This is a genomic window from Mycolicibacterium sediminis (assembly GCF_010731735.1).
GTDB classification, from domain to species: domain Bacteria; phylum Actinomycetota; class Actinomycetes; order Mycobacteriales; family Mycobacteriaceae; genus Mycobacterium; species Mycobacterium sediminis.
In genome coordinates this window covers 4080195-4096591 of record NZ_AP022588.1, presented here as the reverse complement: position 1 = coordinate 4096591, position 16397 = coordinate 4080195, and the positions used below count along the sequence as shown (strand labels likewise).

At 69.2% G+C, this 16397-nt stretch carries 14 protein-coding genes; 7 read left to right on the top strand and 7 right to left on the bottom strand.

The genetic code is table 11. From position 1 onward, the window contains the following. The first annotated feature begins 78 nt into the window (after positions 1–78). Positions 79–813, top strand: coding sequence for an MgtC/SapB family protein (locus tag G6N64_RS19600; protein WP_163798948.1), 735 nt, complete (start codon positions 79–81; stop codon positions 811–813). Here G6N64_RS19600 and G6N64_RS19595 read toward each other — a convergent pair. Together G6N64_RS19595 and uvrB are read right to left on the bottom strand one after the other, a co-directional pair. Further along, the gene (locus tag G6N64_RS19595; protein WP_163798946.1) at positions 810–2204 is read right to left on the bottom strand and encodes an MFS transporter; all 1395 of its coding nucleotides are present in this window, start codon (positions 2202–2204) and stop codon (positions 810–812) included. The two genes, G6N64_RS19600 and G6N64_RS19595, sit on opposite strands and share 4 nt — an antisense overlap. A gap of 44 nt (positions 2205–2248) precedes the next feature. Beyond that, positions 2249–4408, bottom strand: a complete 2160-nt coding sequence (gene uvrB / locus G6N64_RS19590; RefSeq protein WP_163798944.1) for an excinuclease ABC subunit UvrB — start codon at positions 4406–4408, stop codon at positions 2249–2251. 70 nt (positions 4409–4478) lie between these two features. On the opposite strand from uvrB, the gene G6N64_RS19585 reads away from it, so the two are divergent. From G6N64_RS19585 to G6N64_RS19575, 3 genes are read left to right on the top strand one after another with little or no spacing between them, the layout of a single operon-like run. Beyond that, entirely contained in the window at positions 4479–4775 is a 297-nt protein-coding gene (locus G6N64_RS19585; RefSeq protein ID WP_163798942.1) for a hypothetical protein, read from the top strand. Between the two features lie 2 nt (positions 4776–4777). Next, positions 4778–5284 (top strand): ribonuclease FAU-1 family protein, encoded by a 507-nt coding sequence (locus tag G6N64_RS19580; RefSeq protein WP_163801951.1) that lies wholly within the window; start codon positions 4778–4780, stop codon positions 5282–5284. 11 nt (positions 5285–5295) lie between these two features. After that, complete coding sequence (locus G6N64_RS19575) at positions 5296–5874, top strand: hypothetical protein (protein ID WP_163798940.1); 579 nt, start codon at positions 5296–5298, stop codon at positions 5872–5874. A 6-nt stretch (positions 5875–5880) separates the two neighbouring features. On the opposite strand, the gene coaE is transcribed toward G6N64_RS19575, so the two are convergent. From coaE to rpsA, 3 genes are all read right to left on the bottom strand, one after another. Further along, a complete protein-coding gene (gene coaE / locus G6N64_RS19570; RefSeq protein WP_163798938.1) occupies positions 5881–7059 on the bottom strand; it encodes a dephospho-CoA kinase in 1179 nt (392 codons plus the stop codon). 30 nt (positions 7060–7089) lie between these two features. Beyond that, a complete protein-coding gene (gene aztD, locus G6N64_RS19565; RefSeq protein WP_409370746.1) occupies positions 7090–8310 on the bottom strand; it encodes a zinc metallochaperone AztD in 1221 nt (406 codons plus the stop codon). A gap of 202 nt (positions 8311–8512) precedes the next feature. Then, positions 8513–9961: a 30S ribosomal protein S1 gene (rpsA, locus tag G6N64_RS19560; protein ID WP_163798935.1), complete on the bottom strand. Its 1449-nt coding sequence runs from the start codon at positions 9959–9961 to the stop codon at positions 8513–8515. A gap of 195 nt (positions 9962–10156) precedes the next feature. Between rpsA and G6N64_RS19555 the strand changes: the two genes are divergently transcribed. Beyond that, complete coding sequence (locus G6N64_RS19555) at positions 10157–11311, top strand: PrsW family intramembrane metalloprotease (RefSeq protein WP_163798933.1); 1155 nt, start codon at positions 10157–10159, stop codon at positions 11309–11311. 40 nt (positions 11312–11351) lie between these two features. Beyond that, a complete protein-coding gene (locus G6N64_RS19550; RefSeq protein WP_163798931.1) occupies positions 11352–12002 on the top strand; it encodes a trimeric intracellular cation channel family protein in 651 nt (216 codons plus the stop codon). Between the two features lie 12 nt (positions 12003–12014). Here the strand turns inward: G6N64_RS19550 and polA are convergent, their stop codons facing one another. Together polA and G6N64_RS19540 are read right to left on the bottom strand one after the other, a co-directional pair. Beyond that, the gene (gene polA / locus G6N64_RS19545; RefSeq protein WP_163798929.1) at positions 12015–14744 is read right to left on the bottom strand and encodes a DNA polymerase I; all 2730 of its coding nucleotides are present in this window, start codon (positions 14742–14744) and stop codon (positions 12015–12017) included. A 9-nt stretch (positions 14745–14753) separates the two neighbouring features. Further along, complete coding sequence (locus G6N64_RS19540) at positions 14754–15641, bottom strand: LysR family transcriptional regulator (protein WP_163798927.1); 888 nt, start codon at positions 15639–15641, stop codon at positions 14754–14756. Positions 15642–15711: 70 nt separating this feature from the next. On the opposite strand from G6N64_RS19540, the gene G6N64_RS19535 reads away from it, so the two are divergent. Continuing rightward, the gene (locus tag G6N64_RS19535) at positions 15712–16386 is read left to right on the top strand and encodes an alpha/beta fold hydrolase (protein WP_163798925.1); all 675 of its coding nucleotides are present in this window, start codon (positions 15712–15714) and stop codon (positions 16384–16386) included. The last annotated feature ends 11 nt before the right edge of the window (positions 16387–16397 follow it).

The following is a 16397-nucleotide window of genomic DNA, read 5'->3' as shown; positions in this document are numbered from 1 at the left end:
TCTCCGTGATCGCTACCGCGTGCGCACCGGTGACGAACTCCGCGGTGCATCCCGGGGCGCCGCGATAGCTTGGTCGGCATGCAGCAGTGGTTGGCCGACCCCCCGTTCTTCGGCGGGCCGGGCCAGGGAACGCGTCAGATCGTCGAGTTGTTCGTCGCCTTCGGGCTCACGGCGCTGATCGGTCTGGAACGCGAGGTGCAGGGCAAGAGCGCCGGCCTGCGCACGCAGACCATCGTCGGCACCGCGTCGGCGCTCATCCTGCTCGTCAGCAAGTACGGCTTCCTCGACGTGGTGACCTCCGACCTGGTGGTGGTCGACCCGTCCCGCGTCGCCGCTCAGATCGTCTCCGGCATCGGGTTCCTCGGCGCGGGCATCATCATCTTCCGCCGCGGGTCGGTGCACGGGCTGACCACCGCGGCCGCCGTCTGGGAGTCCGCCGCGATCGGGATGGCCGCCGGGGCGGGACTCCTGCTGCTGGCATGCACCGTGACGGCCATGCACTTCATCATCATCCTGGGGTTCATGCCGGTCGCGCGTCGGCTGGCGTCCCGGCTCGGCGGCGCCGTCAGGCTGCACATCACCTACGAGGACGGTCGCGGAGTGCTTCGGCAGATCCTGGAGGCCAGCAGCCGACGCAACTGGCAGCTCACGGAGTTGGCCGCCGATCCCGCCGGCGAACCACTGGGGGCACCGGACGGTCACGTCGGCGTCCAGGTGACGCTCGTGGGCTCGGGAATCCTGCGCGCGCCCATGGTGCTGGCCGACATCGACGGCGTCTCGGGCGTTCGCCAACTCGACGACGATCCCGACTAGAGCCCCGCGCGGGACGCTCGATACGACGCCGTCACGCCGACGATCGCCAGGGCGGCGAACGTCGCGAACAGCCACCGCGCCGCCGTGGCGTCACCCCGTTCGGTCGCGTTCACGACCACCCCGGCGAGGCCTGCGCCGAACGCGCCGCAGATGAGTTGGACGGTGCTGATCGCCGCCGCGGCCGTTCGACCCTCGACCGGATCCCGCACCGATCCCATCGCCCACGCCGACAGGTGCGGCCAGGCGATCCCGACGCCGATACCCGTCACGAACAACGCGGCCGCCCAGATCGCGACCACGCCGACACCGGCCCCGTCGGTCATGCTCACCGCACCGATGGTCAGCCCGGATGCCATCACCAGCGGCGCCGCCGCCACCAACCACGGGATCCGCCGCCGTGTCCGCACCGATGCGCTGGAGATCTCGCTGACCGTCCACCCGACCGACAGGGACACGGCCAGGAAGCCGGCGGCGACGGGTGCCAGACCGGCCAGTCGCTGACCGAACAGCGGCACGTACATGTCGACCATGGTGGCCGCCATCAGGAGCCCGAGCGTGGGGTAGATCCACTTCAGCGGACCCGCTCGGAACGCCGTGGCGGGCAGCACCGTTGCCGACGCGCGGCGGTCGACGATCAGGAAGGCCCCGACGAGGGCGACGCCGAGCGTCAGCAGACCGGCGGTGAGCGCGGCGTTCCGGGCGACGCCCGCGGCGCTGACCACCAGCGCGGCCGCACCCAGGAGCAGCAGCGACCACACCGGCACCCGGCTGACGTCGGTGGCAGGCGTGTGGGACCGACTCGGCAAGGCGAACGGAACCAGCACGGCGACCAGCACCGTGAGGATTGCCAGCGCCACGAACGCCCACCGCCACGACAGGTACTGCGCGAACAGCCCACCGGACGCCGGCCCCACGATGGTGCCCAGACCCCACATCGCCGAGACGAGGGCCGACGCCTTGGTCCACAGCGACTGCGGCAGAGTCGAATTGATGACGGCGTAGCCGAGTCCGGCCAGGAGCCCGCCGGCCGCTCCCTGCACCACCCGTCCCACCAGGAGAAACTCCATGCTGGGCGCGAGGGCGCACAGGGCGCTGCCGATCGTGAACCCGCCCAGTGCCGACAGGTAGGACCAGCGGGCGCCCAGCCGTGAGAGCGTCGCGCTCACCGTGGTCGCCGTGATCACCGACGCCACCAGGTAGACCGTCGTCACCCACGCGTAGAAGCGCTGGCCCCCGATGTCGGCGACCGCGCTCGGAAGCAGGCTGACCGTGAGGAACTCGTTGGTCGCGTACAGCGCCACGCCGCCGGCCAACACGGTCGACGCACGGCCGTACCTGCGCCCCAACAGATCGCGCCAGCCGTCCACCCGGCGCGCCGCGGTCTCCGTCACCGGGCCTACGTTAGGAGCTCAACCGCCGTTGAGGTCAAGCGGACCTACTTCAGCCCCGCGGCGTCCATGCCGCGCAGTTCCTTCTTCAGGTCGGCGATCTCGTCGCGGATGCGTCCGGCGAGTTCGAACTGCAGATCGCGCGCCGCCGTCATCATCTGCGCCGTCATGTCCTTGATCAGGTCGGCGAGTTCCGCGCGGGGCATCGACTTGGTGTCGCGACCCTCGTACACGCCTGCACTGACCGCACGACCCGGCTCGCCCTGGGCCCGCCGACCTCGCGACGCGTTGCGGCCGGATCCGCCGACGTCGATCGTCTCGGTGTCGTCGGCCTCGCGGTACACCTGGTCGAGGATGTCGGCGATCTTCTTGCGCAGCGGCTGCGGGTCGATGCCGTGGGCCTCGTTGTAGGCGACCTGCTTGGCGCGCCGACGATCGGTCTCGTCGATGGCCTCCCGCATCGAGTCGGTGATCTTGTCGGCGTACATGTGCACCTCGCCGGACACGTTGCGCGCCGCACGGCCGATGGTCTGGATGAGGCTGCGCGTCGACCGCAGGAACCCCTCCTTGTCGGCGTCGAGGATCGACACCAGCGACACCTCGGGGAGGTCGAGGCCCTCACGCAGCAGGTTGATGCCCACCAGCACGTCGTACTCGCCGAGGCGGAGCTGGCGGAGCAGTTCGACGCGGCGCAGGGTGTCGACCTCGGAGTGCAGATACCGCACCCGGATGCCCGTCTCCAGCAGGTAGTCGGTGAGGTCCTCGGCCATCTTCTTCGTCAGCGTGGTGACCAGGACGCGCTCGTCGAGTTCGGTGCGCTTGCGGATCTCGCCGATCAGATCGTCGATCTGCCCCTTCGTCGGCTTCACCACGATCTTCGGGTCGATCAGGCCGGTCGGGCGGATGACCTGCTCGACGAACTCGCCGCCGGACTGGCTCAGCTCGAACGCCCCGGGCGTGGCCGACAGGTACACCGTCTGTCCGATGCGGTCGGCGAACTCCTCCCACGTCAGTGGACGGTTGTCGACGGCCGAGGGCAGGCGGAAGCCGAAGTCCACCAGGTTGCGCTTGCGGGACATGTCGCCCTCGTACATGCCGCCGATCTGCGGCACGGTCACGTGCGACTCGTCGATCACCAGGAGGAAGTCCTCCGGGAAGTAGTCGATCAGCGTGGCGGGCGCCGTACCGGGTCCGCGGCCGTCGATGTGCCGGGAGTAGTTCTCGATGCCCGAGCAGAAGCCGACCTGCTTCATCATCTCGAGGTCGTAGTTGGTGCGCATCCGCAGCCGCTGCGCCTCCAGCAGCTTGCCCTGCCCCTCGAGTTCGGCCAGGCGGTCCTCGAGTTCCCTCTCGATGCTGGAGATGGCCTGCGCCATCCGCTCGGGCCCGGCCACGTAGTGCGTCGCGGGGAAGATGCGCAGCGAGTCGACCTTGCGGACGATGTCACCGGTCAGCGGATGCAGGTAGTACAGCGCCTCGATTTCGTCGCCGAAGAATTCGATGCGGACGGCCAGTTCCTCGTACGCCGGGATGATCTCGACGGTGTCCCCGCGGACCCGGAACGAGCCACGCGTGAACGACATGTCGTTGCGGGTGTACTGGACGTCGACCAGCAGCCGCAGCAGCGCGTCGCGAGGGACCTCCTGACCGACCTGCAGTTCGACCGAGCGGTCCATGTAGGACTGCGGCGTGCCGAGACCGTAGATGCAGGACACCGACGCCACCACGACGACGTCACGCCGGGACAGCAGGCTCGACGTCGCCGAGTGCCGCAGCCGCTCGACGTCGTCGTTGATCGAGCTGTCCTTCTCGATGTAGGTGTCCGTCTGGGCGATGTACGCCTCGGGTTGGTAGTAGTCGTAGTACGAGACGAAGTACTCGACCGAGTTGTTGGGCAGCATGTCCCGAAGTTCGTTCGCGAGCTGCGCGGCGAGCGTCTTGTTGGGCGCCATCACCAGCGTGGGACGCTGCAACCGCTCGATGAGCCACGCCGTGGTGGCCGACTTGCCCGTGCCCGTGGCGCCCAGCAGCACGACGTCGCGCTCGCCCGCCCGGATGCGCCGTTCGAGGTCCTCGATGGCGGCCGGCTGATCGCCCGCGGGCTCGTACTCGCTGACCACGTCGAAGCGGTTGCCGGTCCGGACCATCGACTCCACGGGACGGTGCTCCGAGTGCGCGAGCACCGGGTGTTCTGTCGCGAAGGCCATGGTCACAGGGTAAGCACGGACACCGACAACTTCATTCCCGCCGGTCCCGCGCACGCGCTACCGTGACGCCGTGCGCGAACCCGTGCGGATGGCCCTGCGACTGCTGGGCGCGGCGTTGCTGGCGCTCGGCCTCGCCTGCGCGGTGCTGCTGGTGTGGCCGGGGCCCGGCCGCGTCGCGGACGTCATGGGCGTGACCTGCGGCGATGGCGGTCTGGGTCCGGCGCACCAGTGTGGCTGGCTCGACGCGGCCGGTCTGCTGTGGAGCGGACTGACCGGCGGTCTGCTCGCCGGGTTCGTACTGCGGATGCTGACCCGTCCGGAGGGCAAGCGACCCTTGGTGATCGATCTCTCGAGGCGCAGGCGATGACCGTGCACCCGCCGAAGCGCGAGGTCTTCGACATCGGCAACCAGACCAACACCGACCCCAAGGGCATCGTGCGCGACGTCGACGTCTACGACGTCCGGCCGTGGGGGTTGTACATGGCCCGCCCGACACCGGGTCGAGCGCAATTCCACTACCTCGAGTCGTGGCTGATGCCCGAGCTGCAGCTGCGGGCGTCGGTCTTCCACTTCTCCCCGGGCCACGAACGCGACCAGGACTTCTACCTCGACGTCGGGCTCGTCACCGCGGACGGCGACGTCTGGCACACCGAGGACCACTATCTCGACCTCGTCGTGCGCACCGGTGACGGCGTGGAACTCCTCGACGTCGACGAGTTGCTGGAGGCGGCCGCCGCAGGGTTCCTGGACGGGGAGTCGGCCGAGCGTGCCATCCGCGTGGCGCTCCAGACGGTCGACGCGCTCGCCCGCCACGACTATGACCTGGGCGGATGGCTGCGGAGCCGTGGAATGGTCCTGACGTGGTCGTCAGCGTAGGATTTTCGATCATGAGAACCGGCACGCGTGGATGGTTCGCGGCGAACGCCGCAGCCGTCCTGGCGTTCGGCGCCCACGCCGGCGTTCCGAGCGCGCTGGCGGACCCCGAGTTGCCGCCCCCACCCCCCGTCGCGCAGCAGGAGTCGGCCGACGCCGCACCGCAGTTCGGACCGGGACCGCACAACGTAGTGTACCGGGCGCGCGTCGACGGCGTCTCGCGCGGCGCGTCGATCACCTACAAGCTCTCGGACACCGAGTTCAACACCGCCGATCCGACGATGGTGCCGGGCCGCACCTTCGAGGCGACCGGCGTCATCTCCGACCCGCAGCAGGCCGGGATGCAGGTGTCCATCCAGTGGCCGTACTCGGCCAGCCTGCACTGCGACATCCTCGTCGATGACCAGATCGTTGCGCAGGCAGATCAATTCGTCGCGCCCCGCTTCACCCCGCAACGCAACGACCCCGGGTACGGGGTCCTCAGCTGCGGTTCGGTCACCAACTTCCCGCTGGGCAACACGGCATCCGTCGATACGCCGGGCGTCGAGGCACCGGCACCCGTCGACGCGGCGCCGCCCCCACCCGTCACCTGACCCGACTCAGGGCGCCCAGCCCGTGGCGTCCGCCCACGCGATCGCGCGGTCGTACGCGCTGCCGAACCACGGCTCCTTGGCATCGGCGTAGGCGCCGGTGTCGGCGTGACCCGCTGCGGCGACCTCGCGCTTGAGTTCGAGGTACTCGGCGCGGACGTCGGGATCCGCGCGCAGCCAGTCGCGAAACACCAACGCGAACAGCTGATTCGGCAGACCGTCCACCCGCAGGTGCACGTTCGTGGGCCGGCCCGGGTCCGCCGAGGCGTGCAGGCGCTTGGCCCACGCCGACTCGTCGCCGGAGTGTGGCTCGTCGCCGACGACGTCGGCCACCCGGGGGTAGCCCGCCGAGGCCAACGCGTCCGCCAGCTCGTCGGCGACGTCGAGGTCGGCCACGGTGACCTGGACGTCGATCACGTCCTTGGCGTCGAGACCCGGTACGGCGGTGGAGCCGACGTGGTCGATGCGCACCGCGTGGTGCCCGCAGGTGGTGGTGAGTCGGGCGACGATGCGGCGGGCCTGCTCGGGCCACGTCGGATCGGCCGGGACGAGGACGGGATCGGTCGACGCCGGTCTGCCGGCCCGGAGGTTGTCGGCGAAGGGTTCGATCCTGTCGTCCCACAGCGCGCGTGCCGCGGCGGCGAGATCGGCTGCGGTGCCTGCGTTGTCGAGCCACACGTCGGCGACGGCGCGACGCTGCTCCTCGGTGGCCTGGGCGGCGATCCGTGCGCGGGCATCGGCATCGGTGAACCCGCGGTGCTCGATCAGCCGCGCGATCCGGACGTCCTCGTCGGCGTGCACGATGACGACGAGCGGGAACATCGGTGCCATCTGGGACTCGACGAGCAGCGGGATGTCCTCGATGATCACCGCGTCGTCCGCGGCCGCCTCGATGAGTTCCTGGCGACGGGCGCCCACCAGCGGGTGCACGATGCCGTTGAGCGTGGCCCGCTTGTCGTCGTCGCTGAAGGCGACCGCCGCGAGCGCAGGCCGGTTCAGCGAGCCGTCCTCCTGCAGGATCTCCTCGCCGAAGGCCTCGACGAGCTTGGCCAGACCCTCCGTTCCGGGTTGGACGACCTCGCGGGAGATGACGTCGCCGTCGACGACGACTCCCCCGAGTTCACTGAACGTCGACGACACCGTCGACTTGCCGGCGCCGATTCCGCCGGAGAGACCGATTCGCAGCACGGGGTCAGTCTGTCAGGCGCGGGCGCCCGGTCAGCCCTCGACGCCCGTCAGTTCGACGGTCGGGTGCTCGAGGGTGGTCTGCGCGATCGTCGAGCCGTCCGCCAGGTTCAGTGCGACCAGTCGACGGGAGCCGGGGTCGCTGACGTAGGCGACGCCGTCCTGCACGTGCAGGTTCGGCATCGGGGACTGCCACTCGTCGGGCTCGGTCCACGCGGCGATGACGGGGATGTGCGCGGTGCGCTGTGCGGTGGCCGGGTCGAACACGTGCAGGTGTCCGTCCGTCCCGAGAATGATGGCCTCTCCCCCGGGACCCCGGTCCAGGGAGCGGAAGCTGTAGCTGGCGTCGATCGGCACCACCCTGATCGTGCCCGTGGCGGTGTCGGTGAGGGTGAACCGCTGCGGCCGTTCGAGTTCGGCGTCGGGGTCGGTCTTGTAGTCGCCCAGCACGACGGTGGACGCCTCGCTGCCGGCCTGGTTGCCGATCCGGCCGTACGGGTCGGGACCGGCGACCTTGCGGATGTCGTTGCCACGGACGATCAGGATGCCGTCCTCGCAGCCGAAGGTCAGGACGCCGTCGGCTGCGGCGGCCTCACCGTGCAGACCCGGGCACTGGTCGTTGGCGGCCACCGGCTGTCCCGACCGGTCGAGAACCTTTGCGCCGGAACGGCTTTCCTCGTCGCCGACGCTGACGACCGTCGTCCCGTCCGCCCGCGCCACCGCGACACCGTGGTGTGGTGCGATGGTCATGGATCTCTCGACGACGCCGTCACCCTCGAGCAGCACGGCGGGATCGACGACGTCGATCGCCCCGGTGCCGTCGGAGAACAGCGTCAGCATGCCGTCGTGGGCTACGGCATGGCCGGGTTCGGCGCCGCCGTAACGGATGTCGGTCATCGCGGGCGTGGCGGTGTAGTGGTGGCCGTGGTCGCCGTGCGCCTCCGTCCACGTGCCCAGGTCCAGCGCCGCGAAGCCGCCGGACTGTGACACCAGGACGTGGCGGCCGTTCGCCGCGGGGTTGAGTCTCGTGAAGCCCTCGACCGGGACGTCGGCGACGGTCCGAAGCGTGCGGGCGTCGACGATCAGCACGCCGCCGTCGTAGCTCAGCGCGAGACGCGGGGTGGCCGTGGCGCGCTCGACCGGCGCGGCCGTCGTCGTCGTGGCAGGCGCCGGGGCTGCACCGTTCTGAGCGGCGCTGCAGCCGACGGCCAACGACGATAGGGACAGGAGGGCCAGGAGGCGGGTCGTCGGGATCACGACGCGAAGCCAACCAGCTAGTGAAAATCATTGTCAAAAAGCGATGCGTGCACGTGTCGGCGTGACGAGCCAGTACAGGTGGTCGTCACGGCGCCCGCGTCACGACAGGGAACGACGTTTCGCGGCAACGAGGACGCCCGCGAAACGGCGAACGCCCCGGCTCGGGTGAGCCGGGGCGTCCGTCGTGAACGACTACTGGTTAGGCGTTGCCTGCCAGCTTCTCGCGAAGCGCAGCAAGCTGAGCATCGCTGGCGAGCGTGCCGCCGGTGGGCTCGTCGCCACGCGACGACGTCGTCGTCTGTGCGGACGCGGGACGGCTGGCCGCCTCGGCGTCGGCCGCGGCGAACTTCTCCATCTGCGCGGTGTGCATCTTGTGGCGGCGCTCGGCCTCGGCGTACCGGGCCTCCCACTCGTCACGCTGCTTCTCGAAGCCCTCGAGCCACTCGTTGGTGTCGGCGTCGAAGCCCTCGGGGAAGATGTAGTTGCCCGCTTCGTCGTAGCTGTCGGCCATGCCGTACTTCGACGGGTCGAACTCCTCGGTGTAGTCCTCGTTGGCCTGCTTGAGGCTCAGCGAGATCCGGCGACGCTCGAGGTCGATGTCGATGACCTTGACCATCGCGTCGTCGCCGACCTGGACGACCTGGTCCGGGACCTCGACGTGGCGCTCGGACAGCTCCGAGATGTGCACCAGGCCCTCGATGCCCTCCTCGACGCGGACGAACGCACCGAACGGCACCAGCTTGGTGACCTTGCCCGGCACGATCTGCCCAATGGCATGCGTGCGAGCGAAGTGGCGCCACGGATCTTCCTGAGTGGCCTTGAGCGACAACGACACCCGCTCGCGATCCATGTCGACGTCGAGCACCTCGACGGTGACCTCGTCGCCCACCTGAACCACCTCGGAGGGGTGATCGATGTGCTTCCAGGACAGCTCGGAGACGTGCACAAGACCGTCGACGCCGCCGAGATCGACGAACGCGCCGAAGTTGACGATCGAGCTGACGACGCCCTTGCGGACGGCGCCCTTCTGCAGCTGGTTGAGGAACTCGCTGCGCACCTCGGACTGGGTCTGCTCCAGCCAGGCGCGGCGGCTCAGCACCACGTTGTTGCGGTTCTTGTCCAGCTCGATGATCTTCGCCTCGATCTCGCGACCGATGTACGGCTGCAGATCGCGGACGCGTCGCATCTCCACCAGCGACGCCGGCAGGAAGCCGCGCAACCCGATGTCGAGGATCAGGCCGCCCTTGACGACCTCGATGACGGTGCCCTTGACGGCCTCGTCCTTCTCCTTGAGTTCTTCGATCGTGCCCCAGGCGCGCTCGTACTGAGCCCGCTTCTTGGACAGGATCAGACGGCCTTCCTTGTCCTCCTTGGTGAGGACCAGCGCTTCGACCTCGTCGCCGACGGACACAACCTCTGAGGGGTCCACGTCGTGCTTGATCGAGAGTTCACGGGAAGGGATGACGCCTTCGGTCTTGTACCCGATGTCGAGCAAGACCTCGTCGCGGTCGACCTTGACGATGGTGCCTTCGACGATGTCGCCATCGTTGAAGTACTTGATGGTCTTGTCGATCGCGGCGAGAAAGTCCTCGGCCGAGCCAATGTCGTTGATGGCTACTTGCGGCGAGGTGATGGAGGGACTTGGCATATGGTGGATGGCTCCGGACAGGTTTAATCGTAGGGACGGTTTCGGTGAGGTTCCGGCGCATCGGCACCGGCACCCTGTGCACCCGGGTAACTCGCGATGACGCACACAGGTACCGGTAAATCGTACTCGCCGGGTTGACGCAGGCCAAACCCGGTCCGCCTTCCCGACTACCCTGCTCGGGTGCACCCTTCGTCGATGCAGCCGCCACGACCCCTTCCGATGCCCGCGCTCCCGCGGCGGATCCGCAAGGTCGGCGCACCGATCGGCGTATTGATCCTGCTCGGGTTGGTCACCGGCCTCATCGTGATCGGGCTGACGGCGCTCAATCCCGTCGGCACCGCCGTGGGGTTCGTGCTCTCCACCGTCGCCATCGCCGTCGTCGTGCTGGCGTACGTCTGGCTCGACAGGTGGGAGCCAGAACCCCCGAGGCTGCTGGTGCTGGCGTTCCTGTGGGGCGCCTCCGTCGCCGTCATCGTGTCGATGATCCTGAGCCTCTGGCTGGAGGCGCTGATCGCGCCGGCCGCCGGAGGTTCGGAATCGCCCAGCTTCGTGTCGGTGGCGATCATCGCGCCGGTGATCGAAGAGGCGGCGAAGGGCCTGTTCCTGCTGATCATGCTGACGGGTCGGCGGCGCAACGAGATGAACTCGCTGACCGACTGCCTGGTGTACGCCGGCCTGACGGCGGCGGGCTTCGCCTGGCTGGAGGACATCCTCTACATCGGCGGCGGTGAGACCCTGGGTGACTCACTGCTCACGGCGGCCATGCGGCTGATCATGGCCCCCTTCGCCCACCCCCTGTTCACCACGATGCTCGGCATCGGCGTGTACTTCGCGATGCAGCGACGCAACCCGCTTGCCAAGGTGGCGTTCATCGCGCTGGGATACGCGGGCGCGGTCCTCATGCACGGGCTGTGGAACGGATCCTCGCTGGTGGGCCCCGGCGCCTACTTCGGCGTGTACCTGCTGTGGATGGTGCCGATCTTCGTGCTGGTGATCGGCCTGGGGATGCACGGCAGGCGCCGGGAGCAGCGCGTCGTGGCCGGCAAGCTGCCCGGGATGGTCGCCGCCGGCCTCGTCACGCCGAGTGAGGCGACCTGGCTGGGGTCGATCCGCAACCGCAAGCTGGCGATCACCGAGGTACGCACGCACCACGGCAAGCCCGCCGCGAAGCAGGTGAAGGCGTTCGCCGCCCAGGTCGTCGAACTCGCCTTCGTGCGGGACCGCATCGACCGTGGTTTCGGCGACGACCGCGTGCAGGCGCTGCTCACCGAGGAGGCCTACTGGGTGCACGCCGCCCGCGCCGGCGCACCGACGCTGCAGTGGCTGGCGACCTACCGCATCCCCGGCTGACCGGCAGCCCACTCCCAGTTTCGCGGCATACCGTGCGGCCGTGATCCAGCACATCGTCGACTACGCGGGCATCACCGCCCTGGCCGCATCCGGAGCCGTCGTCGGGATCCGCAAGGGTTTCGACCTCTTCGGCATCGCCACCCTCGCCGTCCTGTCGGGCGTGGGCGGCGGCATCCTGCGCGACGTCCTCCTCGACATCGACCCGCCCTCGGCTCTGCAGCGCTGGCCCGACGTCACGCTCTGCGTCGTCGTCTCGATCGTCACCACCGTCTTCGCGAAGGCGGTCATCCGGCTCGGCCGGCTGGTGCTGGTGCTCGACGCGCTCGGGATGGGGTTCTTCGCCACGTCGGGCGCGGCGATCTCGGTCGACCACGGCGCGAGCTGGTTCGCCGCCGCCGTGCTGGGCATGATCAGCGCGGTCGCCGGCAGCATCATGCGCGACGTCGTCGCCAGGGACGTGCCGATGGTGATGGGACCCGACGACATGTACGCCGCACCCGCGATGCTGGGCTCGGTGCTCTACGTCGTCATCGACCATGCGGGCGCACAGTGGCTCGCGGTGGTCGTGGGCTCACTGGTGGCGACGCTGCTTCGATTGGCCGCGATCACCTTTCACTGGCGGCTGCCGACCGGCCCGCGGGATCTCATCGCCCACGTCCACCGGCATCCCGTGTCACCGCACGTGGGCTGACGGGATCCGCGCTCAGTGCGCCGCGGCGTCCCAGCTTCGGCCGTAGCCGACCGACACCTCGAGCGGGACGTTCAGCGGATACGCCCCGCCCATCTCGTCCCGGACCAGCGCCTCGAGGGCATCGCGTTCACCCTCGGCGACCTCCAGGAGGAGTTCGTCGTGCACCTGCAGCAGGATGCGCGACGTCAGTCCCGCCTCCTTGATCGCGGCGTCGACGTTGATCATCGCGACCTTGATGATGTCGGCGGCGCTGCCCTGGATGGGTGCGTTGAGCGCGGCCCGCTCCGCCGCCTCGCGCACGTTGCGATTGCTGCTGTCGAGTTCGGGCAGGTAGCGCCGGCGACCCAGCACCGTGGAGGTGTAGCCGTCCTTGCGCGCCTGGTCGACGATCTCGCGTAGGTAGTCGCGGATGCCGCCGAACCGGTCGAAGTACTGGTCCATCTGCACCTTGGCCTCCTCGGTGCTGATCTTCAGCTGCGCCGACAGCCCGTAGGCGCTGAGCCCGTAGGCCAGTCCGTAGGACATCGCCTTGACCCGTCGCCGCAGTTCTGCGGTGACCTCGTCGATCGGGACGTCGAAGGCGCGGGAGGCGACGAAGGAGTGCAGGTCCTCCCCCGTGTTGAACGCCTCGATGAGGCCCTCGTCGCCCGACAGGTGGGCCATGATCCGCATCTCGATCTGGCTGTAGTCGGCGGTCATCAGCTCCGCGTAGCCGTCGCCGACGACGAAGCCGTCGCGGATCTGCCTGCCCGCCTCGGTGCGGATGGGGATGTTCTGCAGGTTCGGCTCGGTCGACGAGAGCCGACCGGTCGCGGCGATGGTCTGGTTGAACGTCGTGTGGATGCGGCCGTCGGAGGCGACCGAGTTGAGCAGACCGTCCACCGTCACCTTGAGACGCGTGGCGTCGCGATGCGTCAGGAGGTGCTGCAGGAACGGATGGCCGGTCTTGTCGAACAGCGTCTGCAGCGCGTCGGCGTCGGTGGTGTACCCGGTCTTGGTGCGCTTGGTCTTCGGCATCTCGAGTTCCTCGAAGAGCACGACCTGTAGCTGCTTGGGTGACCCGAGGTTGATCTGCTTGCCGATGACGCCGTAGGCGGCCTCCGCCGCGTCGCGGATCTGATCGGCGAACTGACTCTGCAACGTGCCGAGCAGGTCGAGGTCGACGGCGATGCCTGCCGACTCCATCTCGGCCAGTGCGCGTTGCACGGGCAGTTCCATCTGTCCCAGCAGCGACGACGAGTCGATGCGGGCCAGTTCCTCGTCGAGCGCGGTGGCGAGGTCCATCACGGCCGACGCCCGCAGGATGAGCGTCTGGATCGCCTGGTCGTCGACGCCCTCCGAGTCGTCGAGCAGCGAGAGTTGCTGCTGCTCGGGGCTTTCGGCGCGCAGCTCGCGGCGCAGGTAGCGCACGGAGAGGTCGTCGAGCGCGAAGCTCCGCTGCCCGGGACGCACCAGGTACGCCGCCAGCGCGGTGTCCGAGGTGACGCCACGCAGCGTCCACCCCCGTCCCTCGAGGTCGTGCATGGCGAGCTTGGCCTCGTGCAGCGCCTTGGGCGGACCCGGATCGGCCAGCCACGAGGCGAGGGCCGCCTCGTCCTCCGGGATCAGCGTGGAGGTGTCGACGTAGACGCCCTCGCCGTCGGCCGCGACGATCGCCAGCGCCGTCGCGTCGCCGTCGAACGCGAGATGGGTGCCGACCACGGCCATGCCGAACCGGTCGCCGAGGCTGTGCTCGGACAGCCAGGCCGCCATCGTCCCCGGCACGAGGGCCCCGCCGCGGACGTCGAAGCCCAGCTCGACCTCGGGGTCGGCCGACGCCAGCGTCTCGAACAGCCGATCCCGGAGCACCCGGAACTCGAGGTCGTCGAACAGGCGGTGGATCTGGTCGCGATCCCACGGCTGCATGCGGAGCGTGTCCGGGGTCTGCGGGAGCGGCACGTCCTTGACCAGGTCCGTGAGTTCGCGGTTCAGGATGACGTGGGACAGGTTGGCGCGCAGCGAGTCTCCGACCTTGCCCTTGACCTTGTCGACCTGGTCGACGAGCGCCTGCAGGGAGCCGTACTCGACGATCCACTTCGATGCGGTCTTCTCACCGACGCCCGGGATGCCGGGCAGGTTGTCGCTGGGGTCGCCGCGCAGGGCCGCGAAGTCCGGGTACTGCGCCGGGGTGAGCCCGTACTTCTCGACCACGGCCTCCGGCGTGAAGCGGGTGAGTTCGCTGACGCCCTTGCGCGGATAGAGCACCGTGACGTCGTCGGAGACCAGCTGCAGGGCGTCCCGGTCGCCGGTGACGATGAGGACGCGGTAGCCCTGACTCTCGGCCTGGGTTGCCAGCGTCGCGATGATGTCGTCGGCCTCGAACCCGGGCTCGGCGAGCGTGGTGATTCCCAGCGCCAGGAGCACTTCCTTGGTGATGTCGATCTGACCGCGGAATTCGTCCGGGGTGGCCGAGCGACCCGCCTTGTACTCCGGATAGCGGTCCATCCGGAAGGTCTGGCGCGACACGTCGAACGCCGCGGCGACGTGGGTGGGCTGCTCGTCGCGGAGCAGGTTGATCAGCATCGCGGTGAAGCCGTACACCGCGTTGGTGGTGAGTCCGCTCTGCGTCTTGAAGTTCTCTGCGGGCAGCGCATAAAACGCCCGGAAGGCCAGCGAGTTGCCGTCCAGCAGCAGCAACGTGTGCTTGGGATCAGCGACGTCGGCAGCGGCGGCGCTCTGCGGCGCGGTCTTGGCAGGGCTCACGCCCTCACTCTATTCGGGGCCTCCGACGCCCATCCGCCGCCGAGCCATTTGCACCAGAACCCTGCCTGCGGGGTTCACCGGACCGCCGGACCGCCACGCCAGGATCAGCCGGCCCCGCAGCTGCGGGGTCATCCGGAGGACGTGCAGACCGGTCCGCGACGACGCCGCGACCTCGGGCAGGATCGCCACCCCCAGGCCGTGCTCGGCGAGGTCCGCCAGCGCCGACGGCGTGCTCGCCTCGAACGCGACGCGGACGTCGACGTGGGATCGTGCGCACGCCTGGTCGAACTGGTCGCGGATGCCCGCGCCCCGGGCAAGTGCGATCACGGGTCGACCGGCGAGGTCCGCCAGCGCGATGGACCGGCGGCGCCGCCACGGGTGGTCCGAACAGACGGCCGCCACGATGCGCTGATCGGTGAGCACCTCGGCGGACAGTCCCGTCGGCGTCCGCGGACCCACCGACACGATGGCGACGTCCAACCGGCCGGTGCGCACGCCGTCGATCAGGTTGTCGGAGGTGTCGGCGCCGAGGGTGATGTCGACGGCGGGGTGGGCGCGGTGGAAGTCGGCGAGGAGCGCTGGCATGTCGACGTCGTGCGCGGTGACGGTGCCGATCCGGACGGAGCCGCGGAGCAGACCGCCCACCTCGTCGACCGCAGCGGCGACGTCGGTCACCGCGGCCAGTGCCGCCCGGGCATGCGTCAGTGCGGCCGCACCGGCGGCGGTCAGCCGGACCGCCCGGCGGCTGCGGTCGAACAGCCGTTGTCCCAGTTCGCGTTCGAGTCTCGCAATCTGCGCACTGACCGCCGGCTGCGCAACGTGGATGCGCTCGGCGGCGCGGGTGAAGTTGGCCTCCTCGGCGACCGCGACGAAGTATTCGAGCTGACGCAATTCCATAAGCGTTGATTATAGTTTTCCGAGGAACTGGGTATTGGACGTATGCCTGGACAGCCCACAGTGTGGAGGCATGACCACCTACGTGCTCGTCCCGGGCATGTGCCACGGCTCCTGGTGTTTCGACGAGCTGTCCGCGTCGTTGCGAGCGGCCGGACACCGCGTCGTCGCGCTGACGCTGACCGGGGTCGCAGAACGGGCGCACCTGACCCCCGGCGGAGTCAACCTCGACACCCACGTCACCGACGTCCTCGCGGCGATCGGAGCCGACGCCCGCGAGGACGACCTGGTGCTCGTCGGCCACAGCTACGGCGGCATGGTGATCACCGGTGTCGCCGACCAAATTCCCGATCGTATCGACTCCCTGGTGTTCCTCGACGCGGTCGTGGCCTGGGACGGCGAATCCTGCTGGGACGTCGTCAACGACGAGGAGCGCGCCTGGTACCTCGACGTCGACGACACGGGATTCGGAGTACCGCCGATGCCCTTCTTCGACGAGCGCGCGACGTCGCATCCACTGGCGACCCTGCTGCAGCCACTCCGCCTCACCGGTGACCTGTCCCGGTTCCGGCGACGCGAGTACGTCTACGCGCTCGGCTGGCCGGGTGACTCCCCGCTACGCCCCTCCTACGAGCGCGTGCGGGACGATCCCGGGTGGAACTGCCACGAACTGGACGGCGGGCACAACCTGATGCGCGACAACCCGGACGACCTGGTCCGGATCCTGCTCGACGTCGCGTCCGGGTAGAACTGCAACAC

Bases quoted from the DNA above. Each gene is read 5' to 3' on its own strand.
- G6N64_RS19575 (WP_163798940.1), top strand. From the start codon at position 5,296: ATGAGAACCGGCACGCGTGGATGGTTCGCGGCGAACGCCGCAGCCGTC.
- uvrB (WP_163798944.1), bottom strand. From the start codon at position 4,408: ATGGCCTTCGCGACAGAACACCCGGTGCTCGCGCACTCGGAGCACCGT.
- G6N64_RS19535 (WP_163798925.1), top strand. From the start codon at position 15,712: ATGACCACCTACGTGCTCGTCCCGGGCATGTGCCACGGCTCCTGGTGT.
- G6N64_RS19540 (WP_163798927.1), bottom strand. From the start codon at position 15,641: ATGGAATTGCGTCAGCTCGAATACTTCGTCGCGGTCGCCGAGGAGGCC.
- rpsA (WP_163798935.1), bottom strand. From the start codon at position 9,961: ATGCCAAGTCCCTCCATCACCTCGCCGCAAGTAGCCATCAACGACATT.
- G6N64_RS19600 (WP_163798948.1), top strand. From the start codon at position 79: ATGCAGCAGTGGTTGGCCGACCCCCCGTTCTTCGGCGGGCCGGGCCAG.
- G6N64_RS19555 (WP_163798933.1), top strand. From the start codon at position 10,157: ATGCAGCCGCCACGACCCCTTCCGATGCCCGCGCTCCCGCGGCGGATC.